Below are 20256 nucleotides of genomic sequence, written 5' to 3'. Positions count from 1 at the left end.
GCTTGTTAGGGTAAGTGGCCGTGCCCGGCCCGGTCGCGCTCGTCTACGGCGACGAGCTGATGAAGCACCGCCTCTCGGATCAGCATCCGCTGCAACCGATCCGCGTCAAGCTGGCGATGGACCTCATCCGTTCCACCGGCCTGATCGAGCACTGCCGCCTGCTGCCGCCGCGCCGCGCCACGACCAACGAGCTGGAGCTGGTTCACTCGCCGGATTACGTCGACCTCGTCCGGCGGCTTGGCGACCCGGCTCAGCGACGGCAGGTGGCGATCGACCGCATCCATGCGGCCGGGTTCGGATCCGCGGACAATCCCATCTCGGACGATCTGCATGAGGGGAGCCGGCTCGTCGCCGGCGCGAGCCTGGTCGCGGCTGAGGCGATCGAGGGCGGCGCCGCCCTCCATGCATTCAGCCCGTCCGGCGGCCTGCATCACGCTCATCGCGATCGAGCGTCGGGATTCTGCACCTACAACGACGCGGCCATCGCCTGCCGCTGGTTGAAGGATCGCGGGCATCGCGTCGCCTATGTCGACATCGACGTCCACCACGGCGATGGAGTGGAGGGCGTGTTCCAGAGCGACCCGGCGGTGCTCACGATCAGCCTGCACGAGAGCGGTCGCCACCTGTTCCCGGGTACCGGCTTTCCGGCGGACTGCGGCGTCGGACCCGGTCGCGGGACCGCCGCCAACCTGCCGTTTGAACCGTTCACCTGGGACGAGCCCTGGCTCGAAGGCTTCGAGCGGGTCGTGCCGCCCCTGCTCCGCCGGTTCGAGCCGACCGTGCTCGTCACGCAGGATGGCTGCGACACCCACTATCTCGATCCGCTCGCGCATCTCGCGGCGACGACGCGGATCTGGCCCCGCGTGGGCCGCGCGTTCCACGAGCTGGCGCACGAGCTGTGCGAAGGACGCTGGCTGGCGCTTGGGGGCGGCGGTTACGCCATCCGTGAAGTCGTCCCGCGGGCCTGGACTCTGTTATTTGCCGAGATGGTCGAACGTCCTGGCCTCGCGGCCGACCTCAACGATGCGTCAAGCGTTGCGCCGGGGGCGGAGGAGCAGGAACGCGTCTGGGCTTCGCTGCACCAAGACCTGCGCCGGCTGGGCGAGGTCCACGGCTTCGATTTCGCCTCTCCCTCCGGGGGAGCGGATCAGGGCGGGGGGGCTTGAGCCGGCCCGGCGCTAGACCGCCGCGGAGTGGGTGCGAAGGCAGCGCGTGCAGACACGCGCGCGGACCAAACGGCCCTCCACCGTCACCCGGCCCATCTGAAGGTTGGGCTCGAATCGACGGTTGACCCGGTTCTTGGCATGACTGACGTGGTGTCCGTACTGCGGCTCTTTGCCGCAAATCGCGCAACGCTTGGCCATGAGGCACCTTCCGATTGGGATTAGAGCTGAAAACCCGGCGCCGCTGAGTCGCGGCCGGACGACCCGGATTGTACCATGGGCTTTCCATGGCCTCCAAAACGTCGACGCCGCTCGTCCAGGCCCGGCAGTGGGGCCGCATCGAGGTCTTCCCTTCAGCCGTGGGTGCGATCGCCGGCCACGCGGCGCTGCGCTGCTACGGCATCGCCGGCATGGCGGCCCGCGGGCTGCGCGACGGCGTTGCCGAGCTGCTCCGTCGCGAGAACGTGGATCGAGGCGTGGACGTGGTCGAGGTCGAAGGCGGCCTGGCCATCGATGTCTTCGTCATCGTGCAATACGGGATCCGCATCTCCGAGGTCGCACACAACCTTCAGGAGACCGTCAGGTTCGAGGTGGAGCGATCGGTCAAAGTGCCCGTGGTGCAGGTCAACGTCAACGTCCAGGGCGTCCGGGAAGAGCTGTAACCATGGCTGCAGATAGGCCCACCGGGGTGGACGGACCCCTGTTCAAGCGGGCCCTCTTGGGCAGTTTGAGCTGGCTTTCGTCCAACCACGAGGAGGTCAACCGGCTCAACGTGTTCCCGGTTCCCGACGGGGACACCGGGACGAACATGCTGCTGACACTGCAGTCCGCGGTCGAAGACATCAAAGATTCGAACGCCGCCGAGGTCAGCAAGATCGCCAAGCTCGCCTCGCACGGCAGCCTGATGGGCGCGCGAGGCAACTCCGGGGTGATCCTCTCGCAGATCTTTCGGGGGTTTGCGCGGGCGGTCGAGGGCAAGAGCTCGCTCACGCCGGCTGAGCTGGCGGCGGCATTCGAAGAGGCCGCGAACGCGGCCTACAGGGCTGTCAACAAGCCGACGGAGGGGACGATCCTCACCGTCGCTCGCGAAGCCGGCCGGGCGGCGGCGACCGCGGCCGGCAGCCCGGACGCGACGATCCCGCGCGTCATCGCGGCGGCGGCGGCGGGAGCGCGTGCGGCCGTGCTCAAGACGCCCAGCCAGCTGCAGATCCTTCGTGACGCAGGGGTCGTCGATGCCGGCGGCTTCGGCCTCGAAATCATCCTCGAAGGCATGCTGAAGACGGTCGAGGAGGCGGAGTCGGCGCTGCGCACGCTCGCCCAGTCAAAGCCGGCCGCATCCTCGTCGTCACAGGTCGCGGTCGCGCTGCCCGAGGGCGGCTGGGGTTACTGCACGGAATTCCTGATCGAGGGTTCCGGCCTCGACCTCGACCTGATCCGCAACCAGATCGAGGCGCTGGGCAACTCGGTGCTGGTCGTGGGTGAGCCCGAGCTGGTGAAGGTCCACGTGCACACCGATGACCCGACGCGGGTCATCACCCTGGCCGGCGGCCACGGCAAGCTGCTCAAGCTCAACGTCGGCGACATGTCGACCCAGCACAGACGGATCATCGACAGCGATGCGGCCGCGCCCCGGCCGCCCCGGCCGAATGGGGTCGGTCTCGTCGCGGTGGTGGCCGGGTCCGGCCTGGTGGAGATCTTCCGCGGCCTGGGCGTGGACGCGATCGTCGAGGGCGGCCAGACGATGAACCCGAGCACGCAGGACATGCTCAAGGCGATCGAGTCCGTGCCGTACGACGAGGTCGTTCTTTTGCCCAACAACCGCAACGTGATCCTGGCCGCCAAGCAGGTGGTGAGCCTGACCCGGAAGAAGGTCCGCGTGATGGAGACTCACAGCGTTCCGCAGGGAGTCGCTGCGGTGGTGGCATTTCGCGGTGAACGTTCGGGCGCCGAAAACGCCGCCGCGATGAAGGCCGAGGCCGAGCGGGTGCAGACGATCGAGGTCACGCATGCGGTTCGGGACACGCGCTCGAATGGGCTCAAGGTGAAGAAGGGCGACGTGATCGGCCTGATCAACGAGAAGCTCGAGTTCGCGGGCAACGACTACGGCGAGGTCGTCAACAAGGCCCTCGGCAGGCTGGGTCCCGCGTCGTACGAGCTCGTCACCGTCTATCGTGGCGCCGGTGCCAGCGATGACGAACTGGCGAAGTTGGAATCGGAGATCCGGTCGAACTATCCGGGCCTCGAGGTCGAGGTCCAGCAAGGCGGTCAGCAGCACTATCCCTTCATCCTCTCCGTCGAATAACCCTCGAACTGGATGAAGCGGAGCTTTGCGGTCGTCACCGACTCGACCGCCGACCTTCCGGACGAGTGGCGGGACCGGTACGGCATCCAGGTCGTGCCGCTGAAGGTGCTGTTCGGCAACGAGACGCTTCGTGACCGGGTGGACATGACCGATGACGAATTCTTCCGGCGCCTCGCGGCATCGACGAAGTTGCCGACCACGTCGGCTCCATCGCCGGGTGAGTTTGCCGAGGTGTACCGGCGGCTGGCGCGGGATCACGAAGGCTGCATCTCGATTCACATCGGCGCCCAGCTGTCCGCGACCGCGGAGGCGGCGCGGGTCGGCGCTCAATCGGTCGAAGGCTTCAATGTCAACGTCATCGACAGCGAGACGGTGACGATGCCGATGGCGTTCCTGTGCCGCGTCGCCGCCGAGTGCCAGACGCTGGACGAAGCCACGGCGGCGGTTGAGGAGCGCGTGCCGAAGTGCCGGGTCCTGGCCCTGCTCGACACGCTGCGCTACGTCGAGATGGGGGGCAGGGTGAGCCGCGCTCAGGCGATGATCGGCACCATGCTCGACCTCAAGCCGCTGCTGCTCGTCGCCGACCGCGAGATCAAGCCGGTCGACCGGGTGCGCACCCGCTCCCGGGCCATCCCTCGGATGCTCGAGTTCTTCCGAGGGGAGCTGCCGGTGGAGCACGTGGGCGTCATGCACGCGCAGGCGCCCGAGGAGGCGCGGGAGATCGCCGCCGGGCTGCGCACGGAACTTGGGGGCCGGGAGATCCCGATCGGCCAGATCGGCTGCGTGCTCGGAACTCACACCGGGCCGAAAGCCCTGGGCCTGGTCTACATCAGGAGGTAGCCGGGGCCTCCCACCTCTTTCGAAGCCGGCTTCTACATGGCCTCGAGCGAGACGCTGTGACCGGGCAGCGGCCACACCCTGAGCACGGGCGGCGTCATCGCGACCAGTCGTGGCAGCGTGCGCATGGCGAGGCGGAAGACACGCTGCCGGCGCGGACCCCACGCCAGGCCGTACTGCGCGCGCAGCGTCGACGGCAGAAGGCCGGTCGTGATGATCTCGAACGGGATCATCACCGGGCCGGGCAGAAGACGCACCCTCGGCCGCAGCACCCGGGCCGCCAGTTCCGTCGCCCGCGGCCCCACGCGCACCGGACCGGTCGACAGCATCGTGTCGACATAGGCATCGAATTCGTCCAGGCGGCCCGGAAATCGATCGCGAGGAATGCCCAGCAACTCGCCCACGATCTTCGACTCCTGGTAGAAGTCTTCGCGGTCCGCCGCCGGCAACCGCTGGACGAAGGTCTCATACGTGACGAGCGCGGAGTCGACGAGCGTCGCATGCACCCAGAGCAGCAGGTCCGGGTCCAGCGCGCGATAGTCCCGACCTCGGACTCGGGCATGGACCCGGTTGACGCTTCGCGCCGCCGCGAGAGCGGTCTCACGATCGCCGAAAACGATCGCCATCGTCGTGCGAATCGTCCGGCGCAGGCGCCGTATCGGGTGGGTGCGGAAGTCCGAGTGCTCGTCGACTCCCGCTGCGACCTTGGGGTGCGCGAGCTGCATCAGCAGGGCGCGGCCGCCGCCGAGCAGAAGCACGTTCTCGCGGCTCACACGCCGGGTGATCGAGCCGTCGTCGTAGAGGCCGGCCGCCACGTGCCCATTAAAGCAAGACGCATTAATCTTCCAGGACCGTGTACGCGCAGCTGTTCACGTTCGGCGCGGCTTTTCTCGGTTCGGCGGTGGAGTCGGTCGAGGCGCTCACGATCGTGCTCGCGGTCGGCCTGACGCGAGGCTGGAGGGCGCCGCTGTACGGCACCGCAGCCGCCCTGGCATCGCTGGCGGTCCTGGTCGTCTTCTTCGGCCAGGTGATCGTGAACCGAGTCCCCGAATCCTCTCTCAAGATCATCATCGGCACCCTCCTCCTCCTGTTCGGTCTGCGGTGGTTGCACAAGGCGGTGCTCCGATCAGCGGGAGCCGTGGCGATGCACGACGAGGAGCGTGCTTATGAGCAGACGGTGAATGAGCTGGGGAGCGCATCCGCAAGGCATGACTGGGTGGGTTTCGTCATCGCTCTGAAGGGCGTCTTCCTGGAGGGGCTGGAGGTGGTGTTCATCGTCATCGCGGTGGGGGGCACGAGTCATGGCCTTCCGCTGGCGGCCGGCGGCGGGCTGCTCGCCATGGGGGTCGTGGCGGCGGTGGGGCTGGTCGTGCGCAAGCCGCTGGCGCGGGTGCCTGAGAACACTCTGAAGTACGCGGTCGGCATCCTCCTCACGAGCATCGGCACCTTCTGGGCGGCCGAGGGAATGGGGGCCGCGTGGCCGTTCGACTTCGTCTCGATCTTCGGCCTGGTGGCGGTGTACTTCGTCACCTCACGGTGGGCGGTGGCGCTCATCCGGCGGCCGCTGCCGGCATGAGGTTCCTGAGAGCGGGGGCCGCCGAGGTGATCGGCTTGTTCGTCGCCGATTGGCTGCAGACCGGGGTCATCGTCCTCATCCTGGCCGGCGGCTGGTTCGCGGTGTCGCGGCTGCGTGCGCCAGCGCTGGTGCTGCTGGTGCTGGCGCTGGCCGGGCAGCTCGTGTGGTTTGCGCGTGCGGAGGCACGGCGCCTCAGGCAAACCCGTTAGGCGGCGCGACGGCCGGATCCGAGCATGAGCCGGTTGCCGAGGGGCTGCGGTTGTCAACTCTGATCCTGCCGCAGTCCCTCGACGCGGCGGTTTCGGCCCTGCCCAAGGTCAAGCCCGCGGACGCCAAGCGGTTGACCCGGCTCGGCCTCGTCACGATCCGCGACCTGCTGCTCGCCCTTCCGTTCGGCTGGGAGGCATACGGTGAGCCGGCCGCGGTGGCGAATCTCACCTCGGGTCAGCAGGCGACCGTGATCGGCACCATCGCCGCGATCGGCGCCAAGCGCACCCCGCGTCGCGGGCTCCGGCTCACCGAGGCCACGCTGCGCGACGACTCAGGCGACGGTCTGAAGATCGTGTGGTTCAACCAGCCCTACCTGGCCCGGCAGCTGCAGAAGGGGGACCGCGTCGCGGTGGCCGGCACCGTCCGCCAGGCGCGCTACGGGGCGATGCTCGAGATGCAGAACCCGCATCACGAGCGGCTGGAGGGCGCGGACGTCGCGCCGTCTCCGCGGATCGGCGGCCTCATGCCCAAGTATCACCTCGTCGCCGGGCTGAGCTCCCGGAAGGTGGCGGGCTGGGTCGAGGCCGCTCTGCCGCTGGCGGACCAGCTCGAGGATGTGCTCCCCGCGACCGTGCGAGAGCACCACCATCTCCTTCCGGTCGCCGCGGCCGTGCGGTGGGGGCACCGCCCGGACACCGAAGAGCAGTGGCGCGATGCCCGGCGGCGCATGGCATTTGCCGAGCTGTTCGAGCTGCAAGCCGCCTTCGCCCTGATGCGAGCGAGCATCGAAGCCGAGCCGGCGACTTCGATCCCCTACCGCCAGGACGTGATCGACGCGTTCAAGGCCGGGCTGGGTTTCGAGCTGACCAGGGCGCAGCGGCGATCGACCTGGGAGGCGTTCCAGGACATGGAGAGGACCGCACCCATGAACCGGCTCCTCAACGGAGACGTGGGCTCGGGCAAGACCGCGGTCGCCGCCGCCTGCGCCGCCATGGCGCATGCGGCCGGGCTGCAAGCCGTGGTGATGGCGCCGACCGAGATCCTCGCCCGGCAGCATCTCCACCGCTTCCGCGCCTACCTGGAGGAGACCTTTCCGAGCCTGACGGTGGAGCTCCTGGTCAGCAGCCAAGGCGCGGCCGAGCGGCGGCGCGTACGGTCGGCGGCAGCGTCAGGTCACTGCGCGCTGGTGGTCGGCACCCATGCCCTGATCGAAGACGAGGTCGAGTTCGCCGCCCTGGGTCTTGCGGTCGTGGACGAGCAGCACCGCTTCGGCACGCGGCAGCGCGAGCTGCTCAGGTCCAAGGGCCGGGGGCGGCCCCACTTCCTGGCCATGACCGCGACCCCGATTCCGCGCACGCTGGCGCTCGCCCTCTACGGCGAGATGGTGGTTTCGGTGATCGACGAGCAGCCTCCGGGGCGCACGCCGGTCGAGACGGAGGTGGTCGCCCCGGAGCACCGCCAGCGGGCCTACGACCTGGTCCGGGCGGAGGTGCGATCGGGCCGGCAGGCGTTCGTGATCTGTCCTCTCATCGAAGAGTCGGAGCTGCTCTCCGCCCGCTCCGCCACCGCCGAGTTCGAGCGATTGAAGAGGGACGTGTTCCCAGACCTGCGCCTGGGCCTGGTGCACGGGCGGATGCGGGACAAGGACGAGGCGATGCAAGGATTCGTCTCAGGCGAGACGCAGGTGCTGGTGGCGACCGCCGTCGTCGAGGTCGGGGTCGATGTGCCCAACGCGACCGTGATGATGATCGAGGGTGCGGAACGGTTCGGCCTCGCGCAGCTGCACCAGTTCCGCGGCCGGGTCGGTCGCGGCGCGAATCAGAGCCACTGCCTTTTGCTGACCGACGACCCTTCGGCAGGCAATTTGGACCGGCTCCATCTCGTGGCCGGCATCCAGGATGGATTCGCCCTGGCCCGGGAAGACATGAATCGGCGTGGGGTGGGGCAGCTCATGGGGCCGCGGCAGCACGGCATGTCCGATGCGGCGATGGAAGCGCTGCAAAGGCCTGAACTGCTGAGTGAGGTGCGTGAAGAGGTGGAGCAGCTGATGCTGACCGATCCGGGCTTCGATCGTCATCCCGTGCTCAAGGCGGCCGCCCAGCACCGGCAGGACCAGATATCGATCAGCTAGTTCCGCCTCAAGCCGTGGACGTGGGCGCTGGTGCCCCATCCGGTGGCCACCGGGCCGCGGAGCCGCCACCACCGATACTTAGTGCTGATGGAGCAGCTTTCGCCGCTTCGCCTGACGGAGTACAGCCACGGGGCCGGTTGAGCCTGCAAGCTCAGCCCGGTGGAGCTAGGGCAGGTACTGGGGGCTCTGCCCCCGATCGTCGACCCCAACGTGCTGGTCGGTGCGGCCGCCCGCGATGACGCGGCGGTCTATCGGATCGCGCCCGACCGCGCCCTGGTGGCCACGGTCGATTTCTTCACCCCCATCGTCGACGACCCGGCCGAGTTCGGCGCGATCGCGGCGGCCAACGCGGTCAGCGACGTGTATGCGATGGGCGCTCGGCCCCTCTTCGCGCTCGGCATCACGGCCTTCCCGCGCGACAAGCTCGACACCGGCCTGCTGGAGAAAATCGTGGGCGGCGGCGCTGGGAAGTTGGCCGAGGCCGGCGTCGCGGTGGTCGGAGGCCACTCGGTGGATGATTCGGAGCCGAAGTTCGGCTACGCGGTCATCGGCGAGGTGCACCCGGAGCGTGTGATCACTCACGAAGGAGCACGGCCTGGTGACTTCCTGTACCTGACCAAGCCGCTGGGGTCCGGGTTGGTCGCCACCGCCATCAAAAGGGGGCTCTGCCCTCGCGAGCTGGAACGTCAAGCCGTCGCCGTGATGGCGCACCTCAACCGGCGCGCCTCGGAGGCGATGGTCGCGGCTGGCGCCACCGCCGCCACGGACGTCACCGGTTACGGGTTGATCGGCCACCTCGCGAACCTCTGCGGGGCGCACACGGGGCGGGCCCCCGGAGCCGGCGCGGACATCGAACTCGCGGCGGTCCCGTTCATGAACGGAGTGCGTGATCTGGCCGAAAGGGGCCTCTTCCCGAGCGGGAGCCGCCGCAATCACGACGCCTATGGCGAGGAGGTTGACTGGGGCGGCATCCCCGAGCTCGACCAGATGATGCTGTGCGACGCGCAGACGAGCGGCGGATTGCTGGTGGCGGTACCGCCAGAGAGCGCTGTGCGGTTCGAGACCGCACTGGTTTCGGAACCGTCTCCGGCGGTGCGGATCGGCGTCATCAACGACCGCGGATCCATCCGAGTGCGAGCCTGACTCGCACGTTGTCCAGGCTGCGCGTCAGCGGGGGCGATGCCCGAGGCCGGCGGCTGAAGGCGCCGAAAGGCATCCGGCCCACGCAGGGCATGGTCAAGCAGGCCATCTTCAACCTCGTCGGACCGGGCATCGCCGGAGCGCACGTCCTCGACCTCTTCGCGGGTTCCGGCGCTCTTGGCATCGAAGCCCTGTCGCGTGGAGCCGCAGGTGTGACCTTCGTGGACCGGGAGCCACGTGGTCTTGCTATCCTGCGCCAGAACTTGGACGACCTCGGCCTCAAAGAGCGTGCGCATGTTGTTCGCGGTGACGTGGTGCGCTGGTTGGAGGGTTTTCCCGATGAGGTTCAGCGCGCCGGTTTGGTGTTCCTCGATCCGCCTTACGACGACCTGGTCCTGGACCGCGCCCTCAAGGTGCTCGACCGCGAGCTTAAGGACGCCATGGTTGTCGCCGAGCACTCTCGCCGGCAGGAGCTGCCGGAGCTTACGCATCTCGAGGTCGACCGGCAGCGTCGATATGGGGACACGATGGTCACCGTGCTCCTGGCGCCGGGCGCGCGCATGGCGAATTAACTTGTCGGTCTCCCGCCCGAAATCAAAGACCGCGGTTTATCCCGGCAGCTTCGACCCGTTCACCAACGGCCACCTCGATGTGGTCGATCGCGCTATCGGCATCTTCGACAAGCTCATCGTCGCGGTGGCGGCGAATCCCGACAAACGGCAGCCGCTCTTCAGCGTCGAAGAGCGCATGGAGCTGGTCGGCGCGGCGCTCAAGGGGCGTGAGCGGGTCGAGGTGGCAAGCTTCACGGGCCTGACCGTCGAGTTCGCTCGGTCACGGGGCGCCACGACTCTGGTCAAAGGCCTGCGCGCTTACTCCGACTTCGACGCCGAGCTGCAGCAGGCATTGATGAATCGGAAGCTCGCGCCCGACATCCACACCGTCTTCCTGATGTCGAGCTTCGCCCACATCTACGTCTCGTCAAGTATCTTGAAGGACATCGCCAGTTACGGCGGGAACGTGTCGGACCTCGTTCCACCGGCGGTCGCGAGAGCGTTGAAGGAGAAGTACAGATAAAGGTCGACGAGCTGCTTGACCGTTTCGAGTACCTGATCCAGAACGCGCGCCATGTACCGCTGTCGACGCAGGTCATGGTCAATGAAGACGAGATGATGGAGCTCGTCGACCAGGTGCGCTTCAACCTGCCGGACGAGATCAAGCAGGCGAACTGGACCGTCTCCGAGCAGCAGCGCATCATCACCGAAGCGCATGCCGAAGCCGCTCGCATCATGTCCCGTGCCAATGAGCGGGCGGAGGAGACGGCTTCAGAGCACGAGGTCCTCCGGCGCGCGGAGCGTCACGCGGCCCAGGTGATCAAGGACGCGCAGGCGAAATCGGACCAGATCATTCACGAGGCGGAGGGCTACGCGCTCGAGCAGCTGAAGCAACTCGAGGCGCATCTCGGGCGGACGCTCGCCACCGTCCGCCGCGGCGTCGAGGCGCTGCAGTCCAGCCAGCCGGCGGCGGACGAGGGTGGTGACCAGGCGGCCGGGGCCTAGCTTCACGTAGAATTCGCCAGGCCATGGCTCTACCGAAGGTCAAGCTATCCAAATCGAAGAAAGGTCGCCGGCGCTCGCACCTGGCGCTCGCGCTGGTCCAGATCCAGCCGTGCCCCAACTGCAAGAAGCCGAAGCGACCGCACACCGTCTGCCCCAACTGCGGCCACTACGCCGGCCGCGAAGTCGTCAAGACCGAATAGGCGCCAAGGTCGCGTTCGTCTTTCCCGGCCAGGGTTCACAGCAGGCCGGGATGGGAGCCGAGCTCCTCAACGATCCGGAGGTCGCCGAGCTTTGCGACCAGTGCGGGTCGGCGGCAGGCGTGGACCTGCGTCACCTGCTCATCACCGCCGATGACGACGAGCTGCGGTTGACCCAGAACGCCCAGCCCGCGCTGTGCTTCGTCGGCATCGGGCTGACCCTTCTCCTGCGCCGGCGCGGCATCGAGCCGGCGGCCGCCGCGGGTCACTCGGTCGGTGAGTACGCGGCTCTGGCGGCATCGGGCGCCGTCGACGCCCCCAAGGTGATCAGGGCGGTGGTCGAGCGCGGGAAGGCGATGGCCGAGGCCGCGCCTGCCGGCACCACCTCGATGGCGGCGGTGCTCGGCATCGACTCGCAGGCGGTTGAGGTGGCGCTGGCCGGGATGAATGACGCCTGGGCGGCCAACTACAACACGCCGGCGCAGACGGTCATCGCCGGCACGATGACGGGCCTGGAGGCGGCGACCAAGCGGCTGCTGGCGGCAGGAGCCAAGCGGGTCATTCCCCTCAACGTGAGCGCGGCCTTTCACACGCCGCTGATGGCCCCGGCCGCCGAACGGCTGCGGGCCGCGCTCGACCAGATCGAATGGCAGGCTCCACGCATCCCGGTCATGGCCAACCTGACCGGGCAGCCTCACCTCGGGGGGGATCGAATCCCCCAGGTCATGGAGATGCAGCTCCGCTCGCCGGTGCGCTGGGCCGCCTGCGTGCGCGGCCTGGTCGAGATGGGCTGCGACGCGTTCGTCGAGGTCGGTCCCAAACGGGCGCTGACGGGCATGATGCGCGACCTGGCCCCAGGCGCGGCCGCGACCGCCGTGGGGACCCCGGCCGCCTGCCAGGAGCTCAACCTGACGGCTTGAGCGCCGGCGGCGACGATTTGTTGCCTACTCGACTAACGTGCCTTGACTGGCCGCTCAAAGCCAAGCGCAGAATCAGGGTTGAGGGTGCGCCCGGCGCGCATCCGGTAGCCGGCGTCCCGAGAGCCAGGGGTGGACATGCCGAAGCGATCCGGTCTCGTCAGAGGACCGCCTGCCCGACGCGAGCGCATGCCGCGTCGGATTTCTTCTCACGGAGGTGGGATATGAACGCAGGCGTGATCAAGGCGAAGTTCAAGAAAACGGACCTGGACAAAGCCATCAAGGAGTACAAAGACTCGGCTCTGCCGGCGATCGCCACTCACAAGGGCGGACGCTCCGCGACGCTGCTGGTCAACCGCGAAACCGGCGATTTCATCTCGATCGGGATCTACGAGGACGAGGCGGCGGCGAAGTCGTTCGGTCCGAAGGCCGAGAAGCTCCTCGATTCGCTGAAGAAGTACCAGAGCGGCCCGGATCCAAAGCGCGAACTGTTCGAGATGGCGGCGTCCACCCAGCTCGAGGCGAAGGCGGTGGTGGAGCGCGGCCTGAAGGCCTTCAACGCGCACGACCTGGAAGCTCTGGCGAGGGACGCGGCCCCCGACATCGAGGGCATCGCGCCCGGGGACGTCAAGCTCAAGGGGCCGCAGGCGGTCAAGGAGTTCAACCAGAACTTCGTCAAGGCGTTTCCTGACGCGAGGGTGGAGGCCAAGCACATCTTCACCCAGGGCAACACGGTGATCGTGGAGGGCGTCTTCACCGGCACGCACCACGGCACGCTGACGACGCCGATGGGCGACGTGCCGGCCACGGGCCGGAAGGTCCAGGGCGAGTACATCCAGGTCCTGGAGGTCGATCGCGGCTTGGTCAAGAGACTGCACCTGATCTACGACCAGGCTCAGCTGATGACCCAGCTCGGCCTGGCTCCCGCACCACCCCCGCAGGTGTACAAGACAACCTCGTAGCAGCTCAGACGGGGTGGGGACCCGGGCCGTCGGAGCCCGGGTCCCCGGCGGCGGTGTAGAGTATTCCGGACATGGAAACCCAAAAACTGAGCTTCGAGGATTTCAAAAACATCGTCGTCGAGCGCCTGGGCTGCGAGCCCGAGCAGGTGACGATGGACGCCTCCTTCCAGGAGGACCTGAATGCCGACTCGCTCGACCTCGTCGAGCTGATCTACGCGTTCGAAGAGAACACTGGACTGGAGATTCCCGACGAGGACGCGGAGAAGATCACGACCGTCGGGCAGGCGTGGGAGTACATCCAGGAGAAGGCCGGCTCATAGCACAGCCGCAGGCCGCACCCCTGGCCCAATCCCTAGAGCTGCTCCAGCAGAAGATCGGGATTCACTTCCGCGACCCCGGCCTGTTGCTCGAGGCGGTGACGCACAGCTCGTTCGCCAACGAGAGCCCGCACCTCTCGCCCCGGGACAACGAACGCCTGGAGTACCTGGGCGATGCGGTCCTGCAGCTGATCACGGCCGAGTACCTCTACAAGCATCATCCCGGGGCGAGCGAGGGCGAGCTCACCCAGACGCGGTCGGCCATGGTCAACACCAACACGCTGGCCCATCTCGCCGAGGAGCTCGACCTGGGCAGCTACCTGTACCTCGGCAAGGGCATCGCCAAAGGCGGCGGGCGAAGCCTGAAGTCGCTGCTCGCCAACGCGTTCGAGGCGGTGCTCGGTGCGGTGTTCCTCGATGCCGGCTACGGCGCGGCCTACCACTACTACCTGAACCGATACCGATCGCTGCCGGCACCCGCCCGCGACGAGAACTTCAAGGGCCGCCTGCAGCAGGTGGCGCAGGAGCGCTTCGGCGCAACCCCGTTCTACGACAGCGAGGGAGCGCGAGTCGGCGACCATCGCGAGTACACGTCGGTCGTGTTCGCCGGCGCCGACCCGCTGGGCACCGGGCACGGGGCGAGCAAGCAGGAGGCGGAGCAGGACGCCGCCCGGGCGGCGCTCAAGAGCCTGCTCGGATCGGTGACCGAGATCGCCGGCGCCAAGCCCGCCAAGACCCCCAAGCCGCGCGCGCGTCGCGCCCCGCGAAGCCGGGCCGCGGCGGCCGCGGAACCCGCCGCACCCGTGCTCGAGGTGGTTGCGATCGATTCAGAGCCCCATCCCGAGGCCCATTCGGAGCCCCACCCCGAGCCCCCACCGGAGCCCCAGCCTGAGCCCGCGGTCGAGGCCGCGCCGCCCGCTCCGCCCGCGCCGCGCAGCCGGCAGTTCGGAGAGCCGCTGGAGTAGGGGGTGCGCCCGGAGATGTTCGCCGGATCCCCGGCCGCACATTCTGATTTCCACATGTTGTGCCCGAGGGGCGGTCGACCCCCATATCTGCTACGTTAGGGCGAACTTGTTCCTTCGCTCGCTGAGCCTGCTGGGCTTCAAGACCTTTGCCCGGCCGACCGAGATCCGATTTGAGGGCGGCGTGACCGCGATCGTCGGGCCCAACGGATCGGGCAAGACCAACATCGTCGACGCCCTGAAGTGGGTCCTGGGTTCAGGCCAGGCCAAAGACCTCCGCGGGAAGAAGATGGAAGAGGTCATCTACGCCGGCGGCGAGCGGCGAGCTCGCGCTGCGTTCGCCGAGGTCACGCTCGTGTTCGACAACACGGCCGGCCGGCTGCCCGTCGACTACCACGAGGTCGCCATCAAGCGGCGCGTGGAGCGGGATGGCGTGAGTGACTACTTCCTGAACGGCAGCCGCGTGCGCCGTCGCGACCTCATCCACCTGCTCTCGTCGACGGGCCTGACCGTGGACTCGTACGCGATCATCGGCCAGCACGACATCGAGTCGATCGTGACCTGCTCGCCGGCCGAACGGCGGCAGCTCCTCGAAGAGGCCGCGCAGGTTCGCGGGGTCAAGACCCGCCGCCATGAGGCCACGCAGCGCCTGACGGAGCTCGCCGCCAACCTGCTCAGGCTCGAAGACCTGAAATCGGAGATCGAGCCCCGCCTCGAGATCTTGAAGGCCCAAGCCGAGGCCGCCCGGGAGGCGTCGGAGGCGTCGTCCCGGCTCGAGCTGCTGCGGGGCAGCATCATCTGGGAGGAGTGGCGCGAGGCGCGCGACGCGCACCGGCGCGCGGCGTCGCAGGCCCAGTCGCTCGATCGGCGCCTGGCCGAGGCTCGCGACCTCGCCCAGTCCGCCGAGGCGGAGTTCCAGTCATGGCGAGCGGACGTCCAGGCGGCGCAGGACCGGCGCCTGGCCCGGCAGCGAACCCTGGGCCGGCTGCGCCTGGAGGTGGCGGAGGCGGACCACGCGCGGCAGCTGGCGGACGCAAGGGCGCAGAACCAGCGAGCGCTGGCGCAGGCCGCCCGCCGCGAAGAGGTCGAGAACCGGACGTTGGCCGTCGCGGCCGAAGCGCTTCGAGCTCAACTCACGCTCGAGGCCGGGCAGGCGAGGCAGGCCCTGGAGGCGGTGCCGGAGGCGCCGCCCCTCCCCGTGGCTTTTGACCCCGACCGGACGCAGCAAGCGCGGCGCGCCGCCGAGCAGGCTCGCCGTGCGGTGGCCGCGGCAGCCTCGGCCCTGTCCGGGCTGCGCACGCGACGGGAATTCCTCGAGGAGCAGGCCGCCCGGATGAACGCGCTGGCCGCGGCGGCAGAACAGATCCCGGCCGCCGAGGCGGAACTCGCGCGCGCGAAGGCGGCGGCGGCCTCGGCAGAGGCGGCGGCGGTGATGGTCGCCAGGCTTCGCTCCGAGCTCGAAGGGCTGGACGCTCTGCGTCCCGAATCGGGGCCCGGACTGGTGAGGCTCAGCGACGTGCTGACGCCGGAACCGGGCTACGAGGCGGCGCTGTCCGCGGTCCTGGGCCCGCTCGTGGATGCTCTAGTCGCCCGCGACGAGGCTGGAGGGGTGGCCGCCGCGGAGCACAGTGACCATCAGCGCACGGTGCTCTTCCCGGTGGCGGCGGCGGCATCAGTGCCGGCCGGGTCGCTTCTCGACCATGTCACCTGCGGCGCGGGCTACGAGCTCGTCGCCAGGCGCCTGCTGGGTGGGGTGGTGGTGGGAGAGCACGTCACGCTCGAAGGCGTCTACCACGAGGCCGGACTGATTCGGGCCGGCTCGGATTCACGCGTTGCCATCGATGCGAGACGCAGGCGGCTGCGCGAACGGATCCAGGCCCTCGAGCCGGAGGTGTCCCAGGTGGACGAGGCGGTCCGCCGGCTGAAGCGGTGCGATACGACGCTCGCCGACCTGCGCTCGCGCGCGGCGGGCGCGGCGCGCTTGGAGGAGACCACCCGGCTGCTCGAGGCGGCGCGCGCCGCGGAACGAGGCGAGGAGTCCAAGCTACCGGAGCTGGAAACAGCCGCCGCCGCCGCCGAGGATCACGCCGCAGCGGCGGCGAGGGAGTTGGAGGCCCACCTCGCGGCGCTGGGCGAACATCGGGCGTCGACGCGCCAGTCCGAGCTCGAGCGAGCGCGATGGCGCGACCGTGTCGACGACCTGCAACGGCGGCTGGCCTCGGTGGGGGAGGACCAGAGCCGGCTGGCGCGCTCGGCTGAGGAACGGCGCACGCGCGCCGCCGAGGCCGAGTCGGCGGCCGCCACGGCCGCCGAGGCGCTGCCCGCGCTGAGCGCGGCCGCGGAGGCGGCGAGGACGGCGCTGGTCGCCACCGAGACCGAATCGCCGGAGGACGAGGCCGAGATGGCCGAGGGCGCCCGGCGGCTGGTCGCCCTGGACGAGGCGCGCGTCGATGCCCGGCTCAAGGCGGGCACGCTGGAGGGCAACCTCGGGCTCATCGTCCGTGAAGCCGAGCTCCTGCAGGCGCGGATGGAGGAGATACGTTCGAGGATGCCCGACGGCGTGGCCCCGGAGGAGGTCCCGGGCGGCAAGGCGCGTGAGCGCGAGATGCGCGCGCTGGAGCGCCGCCTCGAGGAGATCGGTCCGACCAACGCGCTGGCGGAAACCGAATGCCGCGAGCTGGAAGAGCGGTTCAAGACGCTGCATGCGCAGCTCGAGGACATCGCCGCCGCGCGCGCCGACCTCGAGCAGCTCATCGGCAAGCTGCGGGAAGAGGAGGAGTTGCGTTACGAGGCGGTCTTCGGCGCGGTCGCCGCCAACTTCCACGAGTACTTCTCTCAGCTCACGCCGGGTGGGCGCGCAACGCTGAAGCACGCGGACGGTGACGAAGGGCCCCGGTCCGGCGTCGAGATCCTCGTCCAACCGGCGCGCAAGCGGCTGCAGAATGTCACCCTGCTGTCCTCTGGAGAGCGATCGCTGGCCGCGCTGGCGCTGGTGCTTGCGCTGGACGAGGTCAACCCGAGCCCCTTCACCGTTCTCGACGAGGTCGACGCCGCGCTCGACGACGCCAACGTCGATAGGTTCGGCGAAATGCTGGCACGGCTTGGGGCGCAGCGCCAGTTCCTGGTCATCACGCACAACCACGTGACGATGTCTCATGCGGCGACCCTTTACGGCATCCACCTCGACGAGAGCGGTTCATCGCACCTGGTGTCCGTCCGCCTGGAGGACATTCGCAAGCCCGCCGCCCAGACCGCGACCGCGGCCCAGGCGGGCTGAGGCAACGTCCGCGAGCGTCTGGAGCCGGGTCACCGGTCGCACGCGCAGCGTGCTCTCCGCCGGGCTTCGCTCCCTGAGCCCGCCGCTGGCGGCGGGCTACTACCAGGAGCTGGAAGAGCTCCTGCTCTCGGCCGACCTGGGCCCGGCGATGGCCGCTCGACTCGCCGCCGGGGTGCGGGCTCGCACGCCGCGCACGCGGGACGAAGCCGTGGACGCGTTGGTGGCGGTCGCCCTCTCGCTGATGTCGACCCGCCCCCGAACGCTCGAGCTGAGCGGCCGCCCGGCCTGCATTCTGCTCTATGGCATCAATGGCGCCGGCAAGACGACGACGATCGGCAAGCTCGCGCACCGGTTGCGGGCCATGGGCCACCAGCCGCTGGTGGTGGCGGCGGACACGTATCGCGCGGCCGGAATCGAGCAGATGGTGGCTTGGGCCGAGCGCGCCGGCGTCTCGCATTTCGAGGGCACGCGAGGCGCGGACCCGGCGGCGGTGGTGTTCGACGGCCTGCAGGGGGCCCGCGGCCGGGGCAGTGACGTCGTGCTCGTGGACACCGCGGGCCGGCTGCAGACGCAGCGCAATCTCCTGGAGGAGCTGGCCAAGATCGGCCGGGTGGCGAGCAGGGCGCTCGACGGCGCGGCCTACGAGTCGCTGCTGGTCCTGGACGCGGTGCTGGGCCTGACCAACCTGGTCCAGGCGCGGGCGTTCAACAAAGCCGTCCCGATCACCGGCCTGGTGCTGGCGAAACTCGACAGCAGTGCCAAGGGCGGCGCCCTCATCGCCATCGAGTCGGAACTCGGCGTGCCGGTGAAGCTGGCGGGCGTGGGGGAGGGCATCGACGACCTGGCGCTCTTCGACCCCGACGCCTACCTGCGGTCCTTGTTCGAGAGTTAGCCTCGATGCCTCTAGCCGACCCCCACTGCCACACCATCGCCTCAGACGGCATGGTGACGCCGGCGGAGCTCGTCGATGCGGCGGTCAAGGCGAAGCTCGATCTCATCGCCGTGACCGACCACGACACGATGGTCTCGGTGGCCGAGGTCCAGCAGCGCGGCGAAGACGCCGGCTTGACGGTGGTCGCCGGGCAGGAGATCACCACGAAGGGGCCGGCGCAGACTCACATCATCGGCTGGTTTCTGGAGCAGCCCGTGCGGCGTGGAATGACGCTCGAGGACACGGTTGCGGCCATCCACGACCAGGGCGGGCTGGCGATCGTTCCGCACCCCTTCATGCCGGTTTATTTCGGCTCGATCCAGCCCGGCATGCTGCGCCGCCTGCTCGAGCGTCACCACGTGGATGGCATCGAGATGATGTTCACCGTCCCCATCGGGGCACGGCGGAGACGCCGGCTCGACGAGTTTTACGCGCACAACCGCGAGCGCCTGGGGGCTCCGATCGGCGGCAGCGATTGTCACTTCGGGGCGCATGACATGGGACGCGTGCTCACCGCGTACGACGGCGATTTTCGGACCGCGGTGCGGCTGCGCGCGACGGCGCCGCGGCTGGGTCGCGCGTCGGACCACATTCCAATCGGGTTGGTGATCCGCCAGCAGTGGCGCGCGCTGGTGGAGCTGCCGATCAGGCGGTTGAGCGGCCGGCTCTGAACGCCACCGAACCGTCGGGGCGGGGCGCTATGCCCCGGCCAGCTCGAGCAGAGCTTCGTGCACCCTCGGGCTCGCCGCCAGGATGTTCCCGGTCTCGACCCAGCTGTCGCCGCCCGACCAATCCGTGACCCGGCCGCCCACCCCGATCACCAGCGCGGCGCCGGCGGCAACATCCCACGTGTTCAGGTTGAGCTCGAAAAAGCCGTCAAACGTGCCCGCCGCCGTCCAGGCGAGGTCCAGAGCGGCGGCTCCGGCGCGGCGCAGATCCTCGAATCGCCGCAGCGCTCCCTCCATCACCGGCCGGTAGCGCGGCAGCAGCTTCTTGTTTCTGAAAGGGAAGCCGGTGGCCACGACCGCGCGCGCCGGGTCGCCCGCCGGCAGGCGCGGCAGCTGCTCGCCGTTCAGGGTTGTCCGTCGCCCCTGCGCGGCCGTGAACTCGGCTTTGAGGAACGGTGCGATCACCACCCCGAGGACCGGCAGGCCGGCATCCAGCAGCCCGACCGAAACGCCGACCACGGGAAATCCGCGAGTGAAGTTGGTCGTGCCATCCAGCGGGTCGACGGCCCACATCGTCCCGGCGCGCTTGCCTCCGCGCTCTTCCGCCAGGACGGCGATGCCCGGTGTCTCGCGCGCCAGGACCTCGAGAATCGCGGCCTCGGATTGGCGGTCCGACGCGGTCACGTAATCCCCGGCCCCCTTCAGGTCCGCCGGTCCGCCGGGCCGGGGCAGCCCGCCTTCCGAGAGCACACGGGCGCCCGCGCGGGCGGCGCGCAGAGCCACCGGGAGAAGCTCGCTCAGGCCTTCTTGTCCTCGAGGCCGAGCCCGAACATCGCTTCCAAGTCGTGGGCCGAGAACTGCTGGAAGGCCACCATGGTCTGGGTGCGGTCAATCCCCTCCAGGGCGGTCAGCCGGTGCGCCACCACATTGGCCAAGTCTTCATGCTCGCGCACCCTGACGATGGCGACGAAGTCCCATTCGCCGGTCACCGTGTAAACCTCGGCGACGCCTTCGACGTCGGCGAGCTCAGAGCCCAGATGAGCCAGCCCGGCGCGAGTGGATTTGACGAGTATGAACGCGGTGAGCATCAGGTCTGGCCCAGATTCTAGT

22 protein-coding genes are annotated in these 20256 nt (G+C 69.1%); 18 read left to right on the top strand and 4 right to left on the bottom strand.

Translation table 11 applies throughout. The annotated features are described in order from the left end of the window. Positions 1-20: 20 nt before the first annotated feature. Positions 21-1166, top strand: coding sequence for an acetoin utilization protein AcuC (locus tag EPN29_03860; GenBank protein TAN34508.1), 1146 nt, complete (start codon positions 21-23; stop codon positions 1164-1166). 12 nt (positions 1167-1178) lie between these two features. Here EPN29_03860 and rpmB read toward each other — a convergent pair whose 3' ends face one another. After that, positions 1179-1364, bottom strand: coding sequence for a 50S ribosomal protein L28 (gene rpmB, locus EPN29_03855; protein TAN34507.1), 186 nt, complete (start codon positions 1362-1364; stop codon positions 1179-1181). 86 nt (positions 1365-1450) lie between these two features. Between rpmB and EPN29_03850 the strand changes: the two genes are divergently transcribed. Genes EPN29_03850 through EPN29_03840 form a run of 3 tightly spaced genes read left to right on the top strand, consistent with a single transcriptional unit; the run spans position 1451 to position 4305 of the window. Continuing rightward, complete coding sequence (locus EPN29_03850) at positions 1451-1825, top strand: Asp23/Gls24 family envelope stress response protein (protein TAN34506.1); 375 nt, start codon at positions 1451-1453, stop codon at positions 1823-1825. Positions 1826-1827: 2 nt separating this feature from the next. Continuing rightward, positions 1828-3465 carry a DAK2 domain-containing protein gene (locus EPN29_03845; protein ID TAN34505.1) on the top strand — a complete coding sequence of 546 codons (1638 nt, stop codon included), beginning with the start codon at positions 1828-1830 and terminating at the stop codon, positions 3463-3465. 12 nt (positions 3466-3477) lie between these two features. Beyond that, on the top strand, positions 3478-4305 hold the full coding sequence (locus EPN29_03840; protein TAN34504.1) for a DegV family protein: 828 nt from the start codon (positions 3478-3480) through the stop codon (positions 4303-4305). A gap of 32 nt (positions 4306-4337) precedes the next feature. Here EPN29_03840 and EPN29_03835 read toward each other — a convergent pair whose 3' ends face one another. Then, on the bottom strand, positions 4338-5144 hold the full coding sequence (locus EPN29_03835) for a DUF2236 domain-containing protein (protein ID TAN34503.1): 807 nt from the start codon (positions 5142-5144) through the stop codon (positions 4338-4340). An 11-nt stretch (positions 5145-5155) separates the two neighbouring features. Between EPN29_03835 and EPN29_03830 the strand changes: the two genes are divergently transcribed. From EPN29_03830 to EPN29_03765, 14 genes are all read left to right on the top strand, one after another. Further along, complete coding sequence (locus EPN29_03830) at positions 5156-5878, top strand: hypothetical protein (GenBank protein ID TAN34502.1); 723 nt, start codon at positions 5156-5158, stop codon at positions 5876-5878. Positions 5879-5927: 49 nt separating this feature from the next. Further along, positions 5928-8219, top strand: coding sequence for an ATP-dependent DNA helicase RecG (gene recG, locus EPN29_03825; protein TAN34501.1), 2292 nt, complete (start codon positions 5928-5930; stop codon positions 8217-8219). A 159-nt stretch (positions 8220-8378) separates the two neighbouring features. Next, positions 8379-9362 (top strand): selenide, water dikinase SelD, encoded by a 984-nt coding sequence (gene selD / locus EPN29_03820; protein ID TAN34500.1) that lies wholly within the window; start codon positions 8379-8381, stop codon positions 9360-9362. Positions 9363-9379: 17 nt separating this feature from the next. Beyond that, positions 9380-9931, top strand: coding sequence for a 16S rRNA (guanine(966)-N(2))-methyltransferase RsmD (gene rsmD, locus EPN29_03815; GenBank protein ID TAN34530.1), 552 nt, complete (start codon positions 9380-9382; stop codon positions 9929-9931). Then, entirely contained in the window at positions 9876-10433 is a 558-nt protein-coding gene (locus EPN29_03810; GenBank protein ID TAN34499.1) for a pantetheine-phosphate adenylyltransferase, read from the top strand. The genes rsmD and EPN29_03810 overlap by 56 nt, the downstream gene beginning before the upstream one ends. A 74-nt stretch (positions 10434-10507) precedes the next feature. Beyond that, entirely contained in the window at positions 10508-10915 is a 408-nt protein-coding gene (locus tag EPN29_03805) for an ATPase (GenBank protein TAN34498.1), read from the top strand. A 23-nt stretch (positions 10916-10938) separates the two neighbouring features. Next, positions 10939-11115: a 50S ribosomal protein L32 gene (locus tag EPN29_03800; GenBank protein TAN34497.1), complete on the top strand. Its 177-nt coding sequence runs from the start codon at positions 10939-10941 to the stop codon at positions 11113-11115. Positions 11116-11165: 50 nt separating this feature from the next. Beyond that, complete coding sequence (locus EPN29_03795) at positions 11166-12032, top strand: ACP S-malonyltransferase (GenBank protein TAN34496.1); 867 nt, start codon at positions 11166-11168, stop codon at positions 12030-12032. A 221-nt stretch (positions 12033-12253) separates the two neighbouring features. Next, positions 12254-12991, top strand: a complete 738-nt coding sequence (locus EPN29_03790) for a DUF4440 domain-containing protein (GenBank protein TAN34495.1) — start codon at positions 12254-12256, stop codon at positions 12989-12991. A gap of 71 nt (positions 12992-13062) precedes the next feature. Further along, the gene (locus tag EPN29_03785; GenBank protein TAN34494.1) at positions 13063-13311 is read left to right on the top strand and encodes an acyl carrier protein; all 249 of its coding nucleotides are present in this window, start codon (positions 13063-13065) and stop codon (positions 13309-13311) included. After that, the gene (rnc, locus tag EPN29_03780) at positions 13278-14273 is read left to right on the top strand and encodes a ribonuclease III (protein ID TAN34493.1); all 996 of its coding nucleotides are present in this window, start codon (positions 13278-13280) and stop codon (positions 14271-14273) included. The genes EPN29_03785 and rnc overlap by 34 nt, the downstream gene beginning before the upstream one ends. Further along, positions 14125-17547 carry a hypothetical protein gene (locus EPN29_03775; protein TAN34492.1) on the top strand — a complete coding sequence of 1141 codons (3423 nt, stop codon included), beginning with the start codon at positions 14125-14127 and terminating at the stop codon, positions 17545-17547. The genes rnc and EPN29_03775 overlap by 149 nt, the downstream gene beginning before the upstream one ends. Beyond that, positions 17426-18439 carry a signal recognition particle-docking protein FtsY gene (gene ftsY, locus EPN29_03770; GenBank protein ID TAN34491.1) on the top strand — a complete coding sequence of 338 codons (1014 nt, stop codon included), beginning with the start codon at positions 17426-17428 and terminating at the stop codon, positions 18437-18439. Before EPN29_03775 ends, ftsY begins: the two co-directional genes overlap by 122 nt. A gap of 5 nt (positions 18440-18444) precedes the next feature. Continuing rightward, the gene (locus EPN29_03765) at positions 18445-19149 is read left to right on the top strand and encodes a PHP domain-containing protein (protein ID TAN34490.1); all 705 of its coding nucleotides are present in this window, start codon (positions 18445-18447) and stop codon (positions 19147-19149) included. A gap of 27 nt (positions 19150-19176) precedes the next feature. On the opposite strand, the gene EPN29_03760 is transcribed toward EPN29_03765, so the two are convergent. Both EPN29_03760 and EPN29_03755 read right to left on the bottom strand, forming a co-directional pair. Beyond that, complete coding sequence (locus EPN29_03760; GenBank protein TAN34489.1) at positions 19177-19947, bottom strand: inositol monophosphatase; 771 nt, start codon at positions 19945-19947, stop codon at positions 19177-19179. Continuing rightward, a complete protein-coding gene (locus EPN29_03755) occupies positions 19944-20234 on the bottom strand; it encodes an Lrp/AsnC family transcriptional regulator (GenBank protein ID TAN34488.1) in 291 nt (96 codons plus the stop codon). The genes EPN29_03760 and EPN29_03755 overlap by 4 nt, the downstream gene beginning before the upstream one ends. Between the last annotated feature and the right edge of the window lie 22 nt (positions 20235-20256).

This window comes from bacterium (assembly GCA_004299235.1).
GTDB lineage: Bacteria > Chloroflexota > Dormibacteria > Dormibacterales > Dormibacteraceae > SCQL01.
The sequence above is the reverse complement of the archived record's forward strand: the minus strand, read 5'-3'. Positions and strand labels throughout refer to the sequence as shown.